We start from the raw sequence: 16,477 nt of genomic DNA on the forward strand, positions 1-16,477 counted from the left end.
GGATTTCATCATTGGTCCGCGCCAAGGCATACTTGCCACCCTCCGCACGCCAGAACCAAAAACCGCCCCATGCGTATCCACGTCAGCTTTATCGACCGCGTCGGCATCACCCAGGAAGTCCTGGCCTTGCTCGGTGGACGCAATCTCAACCTGGACGCGGTGGAAATGGTGCCGCCCAACGTCTACATCGATGCCCCGACCCTGAGCCCGCAAGTCCTCGAAGAGCTGCGCGATGCGCTGTTCAGCGTACGCGGCGTGCAGGCGGTGACGGTGGTCGACATCCTCCCCGGGCAGCGTCGGCATTTGCAGCTCGATGCATTGCTCGCGGCCATGACCGACCCGGTACTGGCCCTGGACAGTGCCGGCAAGGTATTGCTGGCCAACCCGGCGTTGATCGCGCTTTACGGTCGCGAACCGGCCGGTGAAAGCGTCGCCGACTTATTCGCCGATCCGCTATTGCTCGACGCTTTGCTGGAGCATGGTTTCCGTCTTCCGCTGCGCGAGATCACCGTCAACGGCCAGACCCTGTTGCTGGACGCCACGCCGATCACCAATGCCGGCGCCTTGCTGACCCTGTATCAACCGAACCGCATTGGCGAACGCCTCTCGGCGCTGCACCACGACCATGCCGAGGGTTTCGATGCGTTGCTGGGCGAGTCGCCGGCCATTCGAACACTCAAGGCCCGCGCCCAACGAGTGGCGGCGCTCGATGCGCCCTTGTTGATCCAGGGTGAAACCGGCACCGGCAAAGAACTGGTGGCGCGTGCCTGTCACGCCATCAGTACCCGGCACGGCTCACCGTTCCTGGCGTTGAACTGCGCGGCATTGCCGGAGAACCTCGCCGAAAGCGAGCTGTTCGGCTACGCCCCCGGCGCTTTCACCGGCGCGCAACGGGGCGGCAAACCGGGGCTGATGGAGCTGGCCAACCAGGGCACGGTATTTCTCGATGAGATCGGCGAGATGTCGCCTTACTTGCAGGCGAAATTGTTGCGCTTCCTCAATGACGGCAGCTTCCGCCGTGTCGGCGGGGATCGTGAGGTCAAGGTCAACGTGCGGATCCTCAGCGCGACCCATCGCGACCTGGAAAAAATGGTCAGCGAAGGTTCATTCCGCGAAGACCTGTTTTATCGTCTCAACGTCCTCAACGTCGAAGTCCCGCCGCTGCGCGAACGCGGCCAGGACATCCTGCTGCTGGCTCGCTATTTCATGCAGCAGGCCTGCGCGCAGATCCAGCGCCCGGTCTGTCGCCTGGCGCCGGGCACCTATCCGGCATTGCTGGGTAACCGCTGGCCGGGCAACGTGCGGCAACTGCAGAACGTGATCTTCCGCGCCGCAGCGATTTGCGAAAGCAGCCTGGTGGACATCGGCGATCTGGACATCGCCGGTACTTCCGTGGCGCGTCAAAGCGACAGCGAGGTCGATAGCCTCGAGCAAGCCATGGAAGAGTTCGAGAAGACGCTGCTGGAAAAACTCTACGTCAGCTACCCCTCCACTCGCCAACTGGCCAGCCGTCTGCAGACCTCCCACACCGCCATCGCCCATCGGTTGCGCAAGTACGGGATTCCCAACAAGCCGTAAGCCTGGGAATGCGATCTCATTCCCCATACAAACCCCCTGTGGGAGCGGGCTTGCTCGCGAAGGCGGTGTATCAGCCAACATTAATGTCGATTGACACGCCCTCTTCGCGAGCAAGCCCGCTCCCACAGGTTTTGTGTCCGGCCAATAGATCCTCTTCAAAAGCGACCTCCACCTGTACGGAAAGCGCTACAGCGGAACGATATCGCTACACCCTCCTCTGATCACCGCCGTGCAAGGCTTTGATCCCTCTAGGCTTTTTTCTTTGCCTCGCGCTGTAGCGATTTCGCTACAGCCGATACATCACCTCGCCTTACAAATTCACATAAGCCATTGATTTATAAGGAATAAACAACATTGGCCGCGAATTTGCTTAGTAACCACTCATAAAACAGGGCATTGCCCCAGCATTCACCATCGCGTCCACCAGACGAGTCTGGCCCCCCTTAGGAGTTTCCATGAGCGAATTGCGTTTTACTGAAGATCACGAATGGCTGCGCACCGAAGCTGACGGTAGCGTCACAGTTGGTATCACCGCTTTCGCGCAGAATGCCCTGGGCGACGTGGTTTTCGTACAACTGCCTGAGCTGCAGTCCTACGACAAAGGCGCTGAAACCGCCACCGTGGAATCGGTAAAAGCGGCCAGCGGCGTGTACATGCCCCTGGACGGAGAAATCCTGCAAGTGAACCCGGCGCTGGACAGCAGCCCGGAACTGGTCAACGAAGATCCACTGGGCGAAGGCTGGTTCTTCCGCTTCCAGCCAACCGACGCCTCGGCTGTTGCCAAATTGCTGGATCAGGACGCCTACGACCGCCTGATCAAAGCCAACGCCGAAGCCTGAGGAGCGCCGACATGACTCAAGTAAATCCTGCCGTTGTAAACATAAGCACCGCCAACGAATTCATCGCCCGCCACATCGGCCCGCGTGCAGGCGATGAGCAAGCCATGCTCAACAGCCTCGGTTTCGACTCCCTGGAAGCCCTGAGCGCCAGCGTCATTCCGGAAAGCATCAAAGGCACCAGCGTGCTCGGCATGGACGACGGCTTGAGCGAAGCCGACGCACTGGCGTTGATCAAATCCATCGCCGGCAAGAACCAGCTGTTCAAGACCTACATCGGCCAGGGCTACTACGGCACCCACACGCCGTCGCCGATCCTGCGCAACCTCCTGGAAAACCCGGCCTGGTACACCGCCTACACCCCGTACCAGCCGGAGATTTCCCAGGGCCGTCTCGAAGCGCTGCTGAATTTCCAGACCCTGATCAGCGACCTGACCGGCCTGCCGATCGCCAACGCCTCGCTGCTGGATGAAGCCACCGCCGCCGCCGAAGCCATGACCTTCTGCAAACGCCTGAGCAAGAACAAGGGCAGCCACGCCTTCTTCGCCTCCGTGCATTGCCACCCGCAAACCCTCGACGTGCTGCGCACCCGTGCCGAGCCGCTGGGCATCGACGTGGTGGTCGGCGACGAACAAGCACTGACTGACGTGACGCCGTTCTTCGGCGCCCTGCTGCAATACCCGGCGAGCAACGGCGATGTGTTCGACTATCGCGAGCTGACCGAGCGCTTCCACGCTGCCAACGCCTTGGTCGCCGTCGCCGCCGACCTGCTGGCCCTGACCCTGCTGACCCCGCCGGGCGAATTCGGCGCCGACGTGGCCATCGGCAGTGCGCAACGCTTCGGCGTGCCATTGGGCTTCGGTGGCCCGCACGCGGCGTATTTTTCCACCAAGGATGCATTCAAGCGCGACATGCCGGGCCGTCTGGTCGGCGTCTCCGTGGACCGTTTCGGCAAGCCGGCCCTGCGCCTGGCGATGCAGACCCGCGAGCAGCATATCCGCCGCGAGAAAGCCACCAGCAACATCTGCACCGCCCAAGTGCTGTTGGCCAACATCGCCAGCATGTACGCCGTCTATCACGGCCCGCAAGGCCTGACCCAGATCGCCAACCGCATTCATCACCTGACCGCGATTCTGGCCCAAGGCTTGAGCACACTCGGTCTGGCTGTCGAGCAGGCAAGCTTCTTCGACACCCTGACGATCAAGACCGGCGCCAACACCGCCAAGCTGCACGACCAGGCGCGCGCCAGGCAGATCAACCTGCGCGTCGTCGACGCCGAGCGTCTGGGCCTGTCCCTCGACGAAACCACGTCGCAAGCTGACGTGGAAACCCTGTGGGCCCTGCTGGCCGACGGCAAAACCCTGCCGGACTTCGCCACCCTCGCCGCCTCCGTGCAAAACACCCTCCCGGCCGCGCTGGTGCGCCAGTCGCCGATCCTCAGCCACCCGGTGTTCAACCGTTATCACTCGGAAACCGAGCTGATGCGCTACCTGCGCAAGCTCGCCGACAAGGACCTGGCGCTGGATCGCACCATGATCCCGCTGGGTTCCTGCACCATGAAACTCAACGCCGCCAGCGAAATGATCCCGGTGACCTGGGCCGAATTCGGCGCCCTGCACCCGTTCGCCCCGGCCGAGCAAAGCGCCGGTTACCAGCAACTGACCGATGAGCTGGAAGCGATGCTCTGCGCCGCCACCGGTTACGACGCGATCTCGCTGCAGCCGAACGCCGGTTCCCAAGGTGAATATGCCGGCCTCCTGGCGATTCGTGCCTATCACCAGAGCCGTGGCGAAGATCGCCGCGACATCTGCCTGATCCCGTCGTCCGCCCACGGCACCAACCCGGCCACCGCCAACATGGCCGGCATGCGCGTGGTCGTGACCGCCTGCGATGCCCGCGGCAACGTCGACATCGAAGACCTGCGGGCCAAGGCCATCGAGCACCGCGAGCATCTCGCGGCATTGATGATCACCTACCCCTCGACCCACGGCGTGTTCGAAGAAGGCATCCGCGAAATCTGCGGCATCATTCATGACAATGGCGGCCAGGTGTACATCGACGGCGCCAACATGAACGCGATGGTCGGCCTCTGCGCCCCGGGCAAGTTCGGCGGCGACGTGTCCCACCTGAACCTGCACAAGACCTTCTGCATTCCCCACGGCGGTGGCGGCCCGGGTGTCGGCCCGATTGGCGTCAAGTCGCACTTGACCCCGTTCCTGCCGGGCCACGCCCAGATGGAACGCAAGCAAGGTGCGGTCTGCGCCGCCCCTTTCGGCAGCGCAAGCATTCTGCCGATCACCTGGATGTACATCCGCATGATGGGTGGTGCCGGCCTCAAGCGCGCCTCGCAGCTGGCGATCCTCAATGCCAACTACATTTCCCGTCGCCTCGAAGAGCACTACCCGGTCCTGTACACCGGCAGCAACGGTCTGGTGGCGCACGAATGCATCCTCGACCTGCGCCCGTTGAAAGACAGCAGCGGCATCAGCGTCGATGACGTCGCCAAGCGGCTGATCGACTTCGGTTTCCATGCCCCGACCATGTCCTTCCCGGTCGCCGGCACGCTGATGATCGAGCCGACCGAAAGCGAATCCAAGGAAGAACTGGACCGCTTCTGCGACGCCATGATCCGCATCCGCGAAGAAATCCGCGCGGTGGAAAACGGCACCCTGGACAAGGACGACAACCCACTGAAAAACGCCCCGCACACTGCCGCGGAACTGGTGGGCGAGTGGACGCACCCGTATAGCCGCGAGCAAGCGGTCTACCCGGTCGCGTCGCTGATCGAAGGCAAGTACTGGCCACCGGTCGGCCGGGTCGACAACGTGTTTGGTGATCGCAACCTGGTTTGCGCCTGCCCGTCGATCGAAAGCTACGCTTAAACGAATGAGGGGGCGGGTTCGCTCGCCCCCCTGTTCAAGAACACCACAAAACCACTGTAGGAGCTGGCTTGCCAGCGAAGACGGAAGATCAGCCGACACAAATGTTGCCTGACACACCGCCTTCGCTGGCAAGCCAGCTCCTACAAAATCGAATTTCACTCAAAGTTGATGCTGACCCCATAACAAGAAACCGGAGAACAACCATGGCTTTAAGCGTGTTCGACCTGTTCAAGATTGGCATCGGCCCCTCCAGTTCCCATACCGTCGGCCCGATGCGTGCTGCCGCACGTTTCGTCGAAGGTTTGCGCCGTGAAGGGCTGCTGGCCGCGACCACCTGCGTCAAGATCGAGCTCTACGGCTCCCTCGGCGCCACCGGCAAAGGCCACGGCAGCGACAAGGCGGTGCTGCTCGGCCTGGAAGGCGAACACCCCGACACCGTGGACACCGAAACAGTCGCCGCTCGCCTGCAAGAAATTCGCGGCAGCGGTCGCTTGAACCTGCTCGGCGAGCACAGCATTGCATTCAACGAAAAAGAACACCTGGCGATGATCCGCAAACCGTTGGCCTATCACCCCAACGGTATGATCTTTCGCGCATTCGACGCCGCCGGCCTACAGGTCCGCAGCCGCGAGTACTACTCCGTCGGTGGCGGTTTCGTCGTCGATGAAGACGCCGCTGGCGCCGACCGGATCGTCGAAGACGCCACAAAACTGACCTTCCCGTTCAAAAGCGCCAAGGACCTGCTCGGTCACTGCAGCACCTACGGCTTGTCGATCAGCCAGGTGATGCTGACCAACGAAAGTGCCTGGCGCCCGGAAGCGGAAACCCGCGCCGGTCTGCTGAACATCTGGCAAGTCATGCAGGACTGCGTCGCTGCCGGTTGCCGCAACGAAGGCATCCTGCCCGGCGGCCTGAAGGTCAAACGCCGGGCCGCTGCGCTGCATCGGCAGTTGTGCAAGAACCCGGAATCGTCATTGCGTGACCCGCTCTCGGTGCTGGACTGGGTCAATCTGTACGCCCTGGCGGTCAACGAAGAAAACGCCAACGGCGGGCGTGTTGTCACGGCGCCTACCAACGGTGCAGCGGGAATCGTCCCGGCTGTACTCCATTACTACATGCGCTTTATCCCCGGCGCCACCGAAGATGGCGTCGTACGCTTCCTGCTGACGGCCGCAGCCATCGGCATTCTCTATAAAGAAAACGCCTCGATCTCCGGCGCCGAAGTCGGCTGTCAGGGTGAAGTCGGCGTAGCGTGCTCGATGGCGGCCGGCGCCTTGTGCGAAGTGCTCGGCGGCACTGTGCAACAAGTGGAAAACGCCGCCGAAATAGGCATGGAACACAACCTCGGCCTGACCTGCGACCCGATCGGCGGACTGGTGCAAGTGCCGTGCATCGAGCGCAATGCCATGGGCTCGGTCAAGGCGATCAATGCGGTACGCATGGCCCTGCGCGGCGACGGTCAGCACTTTGTGTCCCTCGACAAGGTCATCCGCACCATGCGCCAGACCGGCGCCGACATGAAAAGCAAATACAAGGAAACCGCCCGTGGCGGTTTGGCGGTCAACATTATCGAGTGCTGATGCTCACGCGCATCCGCACACTTTTTCAGGAGCTGAATATGTCCACCGAACCATTGCTGAAAACCCCGCTGCACGCACTGCACATCGAACTCGGCGCACGCATGGTGCCGTTCGCCGGCTATGACATGCCGGTGCAATATCCACTGGGCGTGATGAAAGAACACCAGCACACCCGTGAGCAGGCCGGGCTGTTCGATGTCTCGCACATGGGCCAGATCCGCCTGACTGGCGCGAATGCCGCCAAAGCCCTGGAAACCCTGGTGCCGGTGGACATCATCGACCTGCCGGTGGGCATGCAGCGCTACGCGATGTTCACCAACGAGACCGGCGGCATTCTCGACGACCTGATGGTCGCCAACCTGGGTAACGACGAACTGTTCCTGGTGGTCAACGCGGCCTGCAAGGATCAGGACCTGGCGCATCTGCGACAGCACATCGGCGACCAGTGCACCATCGAGCCGCTGTTCGAAGAGCGTGCCCTGCTCGCGCTGCAAGGCCCGGCTGCCGTCACCGTGCTCGCACGCCTGGCGCCGGAAGTGGCGAAGATGACCTTCATGCAGTTTGCCCGCGTGCAACTGCTGGGCGCGGATTGCTTTGTCAGCCGTTCGGGCTACACCGGTGAAGACGGGTTCGAAATCTCCGTCCCGGCCGCCAGCGCCGAAGCCCTGGCTCGCGCCCTGCTGGCCGAACCCGAAGTGGCGGCCATCGGCCTTGGCGCTCGCGATTCCCTGCGCCTGGAAGCCGGCCTGTGCCTCTACGGCCACGACATGAACACCCAGACCTCCCCGATCGAAGCCAGCCTGCTGTGGGCCATCTCCAAACCTCGGCGTGCCGACGGTGCGCGGGCCGGTGGATTCCCTGGCGCTGAAAGCGTATTCGCCCATCAGCAAGCCGGTGTCAGCCGCAAGCGTGTTGGCCTGTTGCCTCAGGAACGCACGCCAGTGCGCGAAGGGGCCGAGATCGTCAACGAGGCAGGCGACATCATCGGTACCGTTTGCAGCGGCGGTTTCGGTCCGACCCTGGGTGGCCCGCTGGCCATGGGTTATCTCGACACGGCCTACACCGCGCTCGACACCCCGGTATGGGCGATCGTACGTGGGAAAAAAGTGCCTTTGCTTGTAAGCAAATTGCCATTTGTTCCACAACGCTACTACCGTGGCTGATTGACTGTTTCTATAAGTAACGCGATTGCGTTAACAGTGCACTAATGTGTAACGCAATCGCCATAAAACAGTGCATGCCGCCCGCTCTAAGCTTCGTTTATGAACCTTGCTTATAACGATTGAAAACAACTGAACAACGCCAACGCATAAGCCCGCACTAGTTGCGGCCTATGCGCGCCGACGCCAGCAAATCCGGGGTGTGCACAGGGCTTGTTTTTTCTCCCGTAGTTGGCGTAGAGTTTGTTCACTGTGTTTGCATGGGTCGCTTGGAATCGTGACCTGGGCAGTAGCCTACAAGTTAGCTACATCCCGTTCGACGTCTTCTTACTCTCCTGCAACCAGCCCCAGTACTCTTTCATGAGAAGGAGACTGTCATTAATTTTTTGCGTCAAAGGAAATAAGAAATGTCCCAACGTCAGAGCGGTACCGTCAAGTGGTTTAACGACGAGAAGGGTTTTGGTTTTATCACTCCTGAAAGCGGTCCGGATCTGTTCGTGCATTTCCGCGCTATCCAGGGCAACGGCTTCAAGAGCCTGAAAGAAGGCCAGAAAGTGACTTTCGTCGCCGTGCAAGGCCAGAAAGGCATGCAGGCTGACGAGGTACAGGCAGAAGCCTAACCTTCTGTTACGAAAAAGCCCCTGATGGTGACATCAGGGGCTTTTTTGTGCGCATAAATCCGTAAAATGGCTTCTTTTTTCCGCCGAGAGCCCTGCCATGTCGAAACACCTGCTCAAACCCCAGGGCGAGTTTCCCGCCGCTGGCCTGGGGCGTCGCCTGGCAGCGATGTTTTATGATTTCCTGTTGTGTACCGCCCTGCTCATCGTCACCAGCGGCATTTACAAGATCATCCAGATGGCGATCATCGGCGAAGACAAAATGCGCGCCCTGACCGAAGCCGGCGCGCTGGACGGTGACCCGTTGCTGTCGACGCTGCTGCTGTTCGTGCTGTTCGGTTTCTTCGCCAAGTTCTGGACCTGGTCCGGCCAGACCCTGGGCATGCAGGTCTGGGGCATTCGCGTGCAGAACGCCGACGGCACATCCATCAGCCTGTGGCAGGCGCTGTTGCGCTTTGTGGTGTCGATCGGGTCTTGGCTGTGCGTGGGCCTGGGGTTTCTTTGGCCGCTGTTTGATAAACAGAAGCGCAGCTGGCATGACATGTATTCCGATACCCAGCTCGTTCGTATTCCGAAGAAGACCAAGTAATTCAGCCATACGAAAACCACTGTGGGAGCAAGCTCGCTCCCACAGTTTTTTGCGCTAGATGATCGATCTCAGGCGTTACCGGCCAATTTCATCCGCGCCGCCTGGGTAAAGTCGAGCATCCGCTTCAACGGCCGAATCGCCTGCGGAATCAACGCCGGATCGACAAAGATCTCATTCGTCCCCTCCTTCAAGCTCTTCAGCGTGCGCTCAAGGGTATTCATCGCCATCCACGGGCAATGTGCGCAGCTGCGGCACGCTGCGCCGTTACCGGCCGTTGGCGCCTCGATGAAGACCTTGTCCGGGCACAGCTGCTGCATCTTGTAGAAGATACCGCGGTCGGTGGCGACGATCAGCGTCTTGTTCGGCAGGCTTTGCGCCGCAGCGATCAACTGGCTGGTGGAACCGACGGCATCCGCCAGTTCGATCACCGCCGTCGGCGACTCCGGATGCACCAGGATCGCGGCATCGGGGTACAGCGCCTTCATGTCTTCGAGCTGCTTGGACTTGAACTCTTCGTGAACGATGCAGGCACCGTCCCACAGCAACATGTCCGCACCGGTCTGGCGCTGGATGTAGGTGCCCAAATGCTTGTCCGGCCCCCAGATGATCGTTTCGCCGTTATCCATCAGGCTCTCGACGATCTCCAGCGCGCAGCTGGACGTCACCACCCAGTCCGCCCGCGCCTTGACCGCCGCCGAGGTGTTGGCATACACCACCACCGTGCGTTCCGGGTGCTGATCGCAGAACGCCGAGAACTCGTCCACCGGGCAACCCAGGTCCAGGGAGCAGGTGGCCTCCAGGGTCGGCATCAGCACGCGTTTTTCAGGATTGAGAATCTTGGCCGTCTCGCCCATGAACTTCACACCGGCGACCACCACGGTCTTGGCCGGATGAGCATTGCCGAAGCGGGCCATCTCCAGCGAGTCGGAGACGCAGCCACCGGTTTCTTCGGCCAGGGCCTGAATCACCGGATCGCAATAGAAATGCGCAACCAGCACCGCGTCCTGAGCCTTGAGCTCGGCAGCAATGGCGGTGCGATAGTAAGCCTCTTCTTCGGCCGTCAGCGGTTTGGGCTGCTTGGCGTCGAGGTGGGCTTGAACCAGTAGGCGTTCGGAAATCTGCGTCATGTTCGCAAGACCTGCAGGCGCTTTCGCGCGAAAGTCGAGTATACACCCGGCTCCGGACCCTTCAGGGTACCGCCGGGAAAGTGAGTATCGTCAGGCACGGACAACGTTGAAGCTGCGCAAGGCTACAGAATATCCCCTTGATGCAAAAGATGATTTTGACCTGTGTGATGAGCAGCAGCCCAGGACCGGACCGAATTCAAATCGCAGGCAAAAAAATCAACAAATCCTCACTTGCGCGGGCCGGCGGGAGCACTGACTTACTACCCTGGGAAACCTCCTACAAAATAAACAGATGCCAGACACGTATCGCGCGCAGAAAATGAATGGTGAACTGTGCCATTCCCCTTTTCCACATGCGAGACTTCTTCGACATGAGCAATGAGAATACAGGCTCTTGCTCCAAGGCCGACCAAGAAGTCAATCACACGTTTTGGTATCTGTTTCTGACCATATTCATCCCCTTTGGCCTCGGGCATTTTGTGTCCTACCTGTTTCGTACGGTCAACGCCTTGATCTATGTGGATCTGGAACGGGAACTGCACCTGTCCGCCAACAGCATGGGCCTGCTGACGGGTGTGTATTTTCTGACTTTCGCCGCGGCGCAGATTCCCTTGGGCGTCCTGCTCGACCGCTACGGTCCGCGCAGCGTGCAAGCCCCCATGCTGTTGTTTGCGGTGATGGGCTCGCTGATTTTCAGCTTCGCCCATACGGAACTGGGCCTGATCATTGGTCGCGGTCTGATAGGCCTGGGTGTTGCCGGCTCCCTGATGAGTGCGATCAAGGCGTGCGCCATCTGGCTGCCTGTCGAACGCCTGCCGCTGAGTACGGCATGCCTGTTATCGGTAGGGGGCTTGGGCGCCATGGCGTCCACCACGCCGTTGCATGAGCTGCTCAAGTGGATCTCTTGGCGTGAAGCATTCCTGATTCTGGCGTTGTTGACTTTGCTCGTCTGCGTAGTCATTCATCTGAGCGTGCCACGCACCTACAAGCCCAAACACACCACGCTCGCTGAAATGACCAAGGCCGTGGGAACGCTTTACTTCTCGTGGGTATTCTGGCGACTGGCGTTGTACTCGGTATTCGCCCATGCGATCTATATGTCGGTACTGTCGCTGTGGATGGGACCGTGGCTACGCGATGTCGCCCGGTTGAACGAGTCCAGCATGGCCAATACCTTGCTCTGGGGCACCGTGGCGATGGTGGCAGGCTCGCTGGCCTTCGGCTCGATCACCGACTTCCTGCGGCGCTTTGGTGTGCAGCCGATCATGGTGTGCGGTGCCGGGGTTTCAATCTTCATCGTATTTCAATCACTGATGATCAGCGGACTACCGGTATCGCCGTTACTGATCGCCATGGGGTTCAGTTTCTTCGGTACCTCCACCACCATGAACTACGCAATCGTGGCTCAGTCGGTATCCCCTGAACTGGCCGGGCGAGTCAGTTCGTCGTTCAACCTGGTCGTGTTCGTGCTGGCGTTTGTCTTGCAATGGTTGATGGGAGAAATTCTGAACCTGTGGCCAGCAGCCGGGCAAGGGTATCCCGTGGAGGCTTATCAGTGGTCGATGGGGGTAATGATTGCGTTGCAGGTACCGGGAGTGATGTTGTGGCTGAGCTTTAAACCGTGGGAATTGAAAACCGCGGCGACCAGGTAAACCAAGCAACCACTACTTCCTTAGCTAAAGCCCTATCCTCCAGGCCTGCCAGCACTAAATCGCAGGCAAAAAAAAATCCGGAAATCCTCACTTGCGTGGGCCTTCCAGACTTTTAAAACTGCTACAAAAATGGTGGGTCGTGTGGGATTCGAACCTACGACCAATTGGTTAAAAGCCAACTGCTCTACCAACTGAGCTAACGACCCGCTGTGTGGTGGCGCGTATAATACTGATTTTTAAGGACTATTCAACACCTAATTTGAAATAAATCAAAAATAAGGGGTTGGGTCGCTGATTCCGGCCGCTGCAAAGCCTTCTGCACGCAGTCGGCAGCTGTCGCATTTGCCGCATGCACGGCCGTTATCGTCGGCCTGATAGCAGGAAACGGTCAGGCCGTAATCGACGCCCAGCTTTACGCCGGCCTGGACGATCTGTGCCTTGCTCAAGTTCTGCAGGGGCGCCTGGATACGGAAACCCTTCCCTTCTACGCCGGCCTTGGTCGCCAGGTTGGCCATGCGTTCGAAGGACTCGATGAACTCGGGACGGCAGTCCGGGTAACCGGAGTAATCCACGGCGTTCACACCAATAAAGATGTCACGCGCGCCAAGCACTTCAGCCCAGCCCAACGCCAGCGACAGGAATACCGTGTTGCGCGCCGGCACGTAAGTGACTGGAATGCCTTCCCCCAGCGCCTCCGGAATGTCGATGCTGCTGTCAGTCAGTGCCGAGCCGCCCATACCGTTCAGGTTGAGGCCGATCACCTTGTGCTCGACCACACCCAGGTCACGGGCAACGCGTGCTGCGGCGTGCAATTCTGCTTGAGACCGCTGACCGTAGTCGAAGCTCATGGTGTAGCAGCTGTAGCCTTCGGCGCGGGCCATGGCCACGACCGTCGCGGAATCGAGGCCGCCGGACAGCAGGATGACCGCACGTTTTTCAGAAGAATCAAGATGTTCAGTCATTTCAGCGCCCCGGCTCGTCATTCCAAAGATATTTATGCAGCTGCAATTGCAGGCGCACTGGCAGGTTGTCCGCCACCACCCAGTCCGCCAGGTCCCGAGCATTCAGGTCGTGATGACTCGGCGAGAACAGTACTTCGCCGGCACGCCGGTCCAGACCGTACTGGATCAGCTTGGACACGGCCCAGTCATAGTCTTCCCGCGAGCAGATGACAAACTTCACCTGATCGTTGGGCGTCAGCAGCTCGATGTTCTCGTAGCGGTTGCGGTGTGCTTCTTTCGAGCCCGGGGTTTTCAGGTCGACGACGCGACTGACCCGGGAATCTACTGCCGAGATGTCCAGGGCACCACTGGTTTCCAGCGACACTTCGTAACCGGCGTCACACAACTGCTTGAGCAATGGGATGGCATTGGGTTGCGCCAACGGTTCGCCACCGGTGACACACACATAACGCGGACGGAAGCCGGCCACTTGCTCGAGGATGTCGTCGAGGGTGCGAACCGTGCCGCCACTGAAGGCGTAGGCACTGTCGCAGTATTGGCAACGCAATGGGCAACCGGTCAGGCGCACAAAAACAGTGGGCAGCCCGGCAGTCCGCGTTTCACCCTGCAACGAGTAAAATACTTCGGTAATTCTCAATGTGTCTTGCATAGTCGCCACGGGCAGGACAGCTAAACAGGCTGTCTGCCTCCGTCAGGCACTTGAAGGAACCCCGCCAACGCGCAGATCCCAAAAAGCGTGTTTCATAAAAAGGGCGTGAATTCTAACGAAAAAACCCGCGACAAGCGCGGGTTTCTTCGAAACAGGTCAACAACCTTACATGCGCTGCAGATCGCGCTGGGCCAGTTGAGCGGCGGAAGTGCCCGGATATTGGGACACAACCTGTTGCAGAATGCCTTTGACCTTGTCGGGATGACCAAGGCGACGTTCTACATCAGCGAGCTTGTACAGCGAATCTGGCACTTTGTTGTGCTTTGGATACAACTGCGAAACCTTGGCAAAGGCCTGGCCTGCGCCTTGCAGATCACCTTTGGCCAGGTTCACTTCGCCCAACCAGTACTGGGCGTTGCCCGCGTATTGGCTGTTCGGGTATTTACGCAGGAATGCGGCAAAAGCCTGGCTGGCCTTGTCGAAATCCTTGGCCTTGATCAGGTCGAAGGCTGCATCGTAGTACAGTTTTTCCTTCGCCGGATCCGCCGGTTCGCTGCCCGCGGCAGGCGCTTGAGCAGCAGCTCCCGCACCTGCGCCGGCTGCCGCACCGGGGGCGTTCAAATCGCCACCGGTGGAAGAATTATCAGGAGTCGCGGCTGGTGCAACGCCGGATCCTATGCGCCGATCAAGGTCCTGGTATCGCTCCAGGCTTTCTTGCTTCATGCGCGCTACATCATTTTGCAGAACTTCGATGATGCCTTGTTGGCGCGAGATCTGCTCCTGCATCGATTGCAGTTGGTTGAACAGCTCGCCCTGTGCCGAGACAGGGGCCGAAACCCCTCCCCCGGCATAGGCGCCGTTCGTACCGTAACCTGCAGGCGGATAACTGCTCCCGCTATTGTTATAGCCGGAGTTGTCCTCGACCACAGGAACCGCAGCCCACACCACAAGGGGTGCGAGGCTGAGAGCCAAAACAGTTACAGCACGACGGCACGTTCGCATGACGAATTACTTACGCAGTTCGACGCGACGGTTTTGAGCCCAGGACTGCTCGTCGTTGCCGGTAGCAACTGGACGCTCTTCGCCGTAGGAAACCAGTTCCAGCTGAGCTGGGGAAACGCCTTGCAGTACCAGGTAACGCTGAACGGCTTTCGCACGACGCTCGCCCAGTGCCATGTTGTACTCACGAGTACCACGTTCGTCGGTGTTGCCTTCCAGAACAACGCGAGCGCCGTTTGCTTTCAGGTCCTTGGCGTGAACGTCCAGAGCGCGCATGGCTTCTGGCTTCAGGTCCGAACTGTCGTATTCGAAGTAGAAAGTGGTGATGGCGCGCAGAGCAGCTTCTTCGCTCAGGGAACCATCAACGGCACCGGTGTTTGCGCCGTAACCAGCGTTTGGATCAACAGCCACTGCGCCTTCACCGGCATTGTCGCCGCCTTTGGACGAGCAACCAACGGCTACGGACAAAGCCAGAGCCAGAGCAGCAAACTTACCAAACTTCAGCATTTCCATCGTGAAACTCCTAATGAACCCCAATGTGTTAAGTACAACGTGTAGCGCCGCGTCAGTTCAGGTAAGGGGACCAGGACGGTTCTCTGACTTCGCCTTGTGCGGTAGGAAGCGGGAGCCTCACGCGTCCATTAATGGACACGAGCATCAAGACTCCCCGGCCCTGCTGGCGGGTGGCGTAGATTACCATGGTGCCGTTGGGCGCAACAGTGGGCGACTCGTCCAGAGTGCTATCAGTGAGTATCTTTACACTGCCGCGCTGCAAATCCTGGGCCGCAACCTTGAAATTGGTGAAGCCTTCCTGGCGATGGATCATGACCAGGGTCTTTTCGTCAGCCGACAGCTTAGGGTTGGCGTTGTAGTTACCGATGAAGGTCACACGCTCCGCACCACCGCCACCGGCGCTGGTCTTGTAGATCTGTGGCTTGCCGCCACGGTCGGAGGTGAAGTAGATGGTCGAACCATCCTTGCCCCAGAACGGTTCGGTGTTGATGCCGGGACCGTTGGTGACACGGGTGATCTGACGCGAACCCAGGTTCATCACGTAAATGTCCGGGTTACCGTCCTTGGACAGCACGAACGCCAGGCGATTGCCATCCGGCGACCAGGCTGGCGCACCGTTCAGGCCTTCGAAGTTGGTGATCTGCTCACGGCGACCGGTATCGATGTTCTGCATGAAAATGCGCGGACGCTTCTGCTCGAACGAGACATAGGCGATGCGCTTGCCGTCCGGTGCGAAACGCGGCGACAGGATCGGCTCGCGCGATTGCAGGAGTGTCACGGCACGGGCACCGTCATAGTCCGAACGCTGCAACGTGTAGCGCGTGTTCTTCTCGGAGAAGCGCTCGGCGGTCACGTACAGCAGGCGTGTCGAGAACGCTCCCTTGATCCCGGTGAGTTTTTCAAACGACTGGTCGGCAATGTAGTGCGACATGTCGCGCAGTTGATCGACGCTGCCCGAGACGCTGCCGGTCAGCACTTGCTGCTCGGTGGCGACGTTGAACAGTGCGTATTGAACCTGCAGGCGACCGCCCGCCGGTGCAACGCTGCCGACCATGACGTACTGGGCACCCAGTGCCTTGAAGTCACGGAAGATAATTTCGCTGGCCTGGCTCGGCTGGCTGATCATGTTCTGCTTTGGAATCGGCGAGTAGTAACCCGAGTTGCGCAGGTCGTTACCGATGATTTCGGCCATGTCGTCCGGCAGCACGCTGCCGCCCTGGTTGCCGAATGGAACGACGGCGATCGGAGTAGCCCGATCGCTGCCGCTGGTAACCAGAATGTTTTTTTCATCTGCTGTCGCCATACCTGCCAGGCAGCAGATAACGACAAGCAT

General features: G+C 59.8%; 14 protein-coding genes and 1 tRNA gene. 8 read left to right on the plus strand and 7 right to left on the minus strand.

What is annotated here, in order from left to right; all coding sequences use genetic code 11:
* The first annotated feature begins 69 nt into the window (after positions 1 to 69).
* From ELQ88_RS27625 to ELQ88_RS27660, 7 genes are all read left to right on the plus strand, one after another.
* The gene (locus ELQ88_RS27625; RefSeq protein ID WP_128872275.1) at positions 70 to 1,578 is read left to right on the plus strand and encodes a sigma-54-dependent transcriptional regulator; all 1,509 of its coding nucleotides are present in this window, start codon (positions 70 to 72) and stop codon (positions 1,576 to 1,578) included.
* Positions 1,579 to 2,033: 455 nt separating this feature from the next.
* The gene (gene gcvH / locus ELQ88_RS27635) at positions 2,034 to 2,417 is read left to right on the plus strand and encodes a glycine cleavage system protein GcvH (RefSeq protein ID WP_138968917.1); all 384 of its coding nucleotides are present in this window, start codon (positions 2,034 to 2,036) and stop codon (positions 2,415 to 2,417) included.
* A gap of 11 nt (positions 2,418 to 2,428) precedes the next feature.
* Positions 2,429 to 5,296, plus strand: coding sequence for an aminomethyl-transferring glycine dehydrogenase (gcvP, locus tag ELQ88_RS27640; RefSeq protein WP_138968918.1), 2,868 nt, complete (start codon positions 2,429 to 2,431; stop codon positions 5,294 to 5,296).
* A gap of 203 nt (positions 5,297 to 5,499) precedes the next feature.
* Positions 5,500 to 6,876, plus strand: a complete 1,377-nt coding sequence (locus ELQ88_RS27645) for an L-serine ammonia-lyase (protein WP_138968919.1) — start codon at positions 5,500 to 5,502, stop codon at positions 6,874 to 6,876.
* 38 nt (positions 6,877 to 6,914) lie between these two features.
* Entirely contained in the window at positions 6,915 to 8,039 is a 1,125-nt protein-coding gene (gene gcvT, locus ELQ88_RS27650) for a glycine cleavage system aminomethyltransferase GcvT (RefSeq protein WP_128872278.1), read from the plus strand.
* Positions 8,040 to 8,443: 404 nt separating this feature from the next.
* Positions 8,444 to 8,656 carry a cold shock domain-containing protein gene (locus tag ELQ88_RS27655; RefSeq protein WP_003175786.1) on the plus strand — a complete coding sequence of 71 codons (213 nt, stop codon included), beginning with the start codon at positions 8,444 to 8,446 and terminating at the stop codon, positions 8,654 to 8,656.
* A gap of 97 nt (positions 8,657 to 8,753) precedes the next feature.
* Positions 8,754 to 9,242, plus strand: a complete 489-nt coding sequence (locus tag ELQ88_RS27660; protein WP_138968920.1) for an RDD family protein — start codon at positions 8,754 to 8,756, stop codon at positions 9,240 to 9,242.
* Between the two features lie 68 nt (positions 9,243 to 9,310).
* Here the strand turns inward: ELQ88_RS27660 and nadA are convergent, their stop codons facing one another.
* Positions 9,311 to 10,369: a quinolinate synthase NadA gene (gene nadA / locus ELQ88_RS27665; RefSeq protein ID WP_138968921.1), complete on the minus strand. Its 1,059-nt coding sequence runs from the start codon at positions 10,367 to 10,369 to the stop codon at positions 9,311 to 9,313.
* Between the two features lie 371 nt (positions 10,370 to 10,740).
* Between nadA and ELQ88_RS27670 the strand changes: the two genes are divergently transcribed.
* A complete protein-coding gene (locus ELQ88_RS27670) occupies positions 10,741 to 12,021 on the plus strand; it encodes an MFS transporter (RefSeq protein WP_138968922.1) in 1,281 nt (426 codons plus the stop codon).
* 130 nt (positions 12,022 to 12,151) lie between these two features.
* On the opposite strand, the gene ELQ88_RS27675 is transcribed toward ELQ88_RS27670, so the two are convergent.
* From ELQ88_RS27675 to tolB, 6 genes are all read right to left on the minus strand, one after another.
* Positions 12,152 to 12,227 (minus strand) — tRNA-Lys (locus ELQ88_RS27675).
* Between the two features lie 63 nt (positions 12,228 to 12,290).
* Complete coding sequence (queC, locus tag ELQ88_RS27680; protein WP_128872281.1) at positions 12,291 to 12,983, minus strand: 7-cyano-7-deazaguanine synthase QueC; 693 nt, start codon at positions 12,981 to 12,983, stop codon at positions 12,291 to 12,293.
* A 1-nt stretch (position 12,984) separates the two neighbouring features.
* Positions 12,985 to 13,632 (minus strand): 7-carboxy-7-deazaguanine synthase QueE, encoded by a 648-nt coding sequence (gene queE / locus ELQ88_RS27685; protein ID WP_128872282.1) that lies wholly within the window; start codon positions 13,630 to 13,632, stop codon positions 12,985 to 12,987.
* A gap of 165 nt (positions 13,633 to 13,797) precedes the next feature.
* Complete coding sequence (gene ybgF, locus ELQ88_RS27690; RefSeq protein WP_128872283.1) at positions 13,798 to 14,634, minus strand: tol-pal system protein YbgF; 837 nt, start codon at positions 14,632 to 14,634, stop codon at positions 13,798 to 13,800.
* A gap of 6 nt (positions 14,635 to 14,640) precedes the next feature.
* Positions 14,641 to 15,144 (minus strand): peptidoglycan-associated lipoprotein Pal, encoded by a 504-nt coding sequence (pal, locus tag ELQ88_RS27695; protein WP_064679382.1) that lies wholly within the window; start codon positions 15,142 to 15,144, stop codon positions 14,641 to 14,643.
* A 52-nt stretch (positions 15,145 to 15,196) separates the two neighbouring features.
* Positions 15,197 to 16,477 carry a Tol-Pal system beta propeller repeat protein TolB gene (tolB, locus tag ELQ88_RS27700; RefSeq protein WP_168187386.1) on the minus strand — a complete coding sequence of 427 codons (1,281 nt, stop codon included), beginning with the start codon at positions 16,475 to 16,477 and terminating at the stop codon, positions 15,197 to 15,199.

This window comes from Pseudomonas sp. MPC6, from assembly GCF_006094435.1.
In the GTDB taxonomy this organism is placed as follows: Bacteria; Pseudomonadota; Gammaproteobacteria; order Pseudomonadales; family Pseudomonadaceae; genus Aquipseudomonas.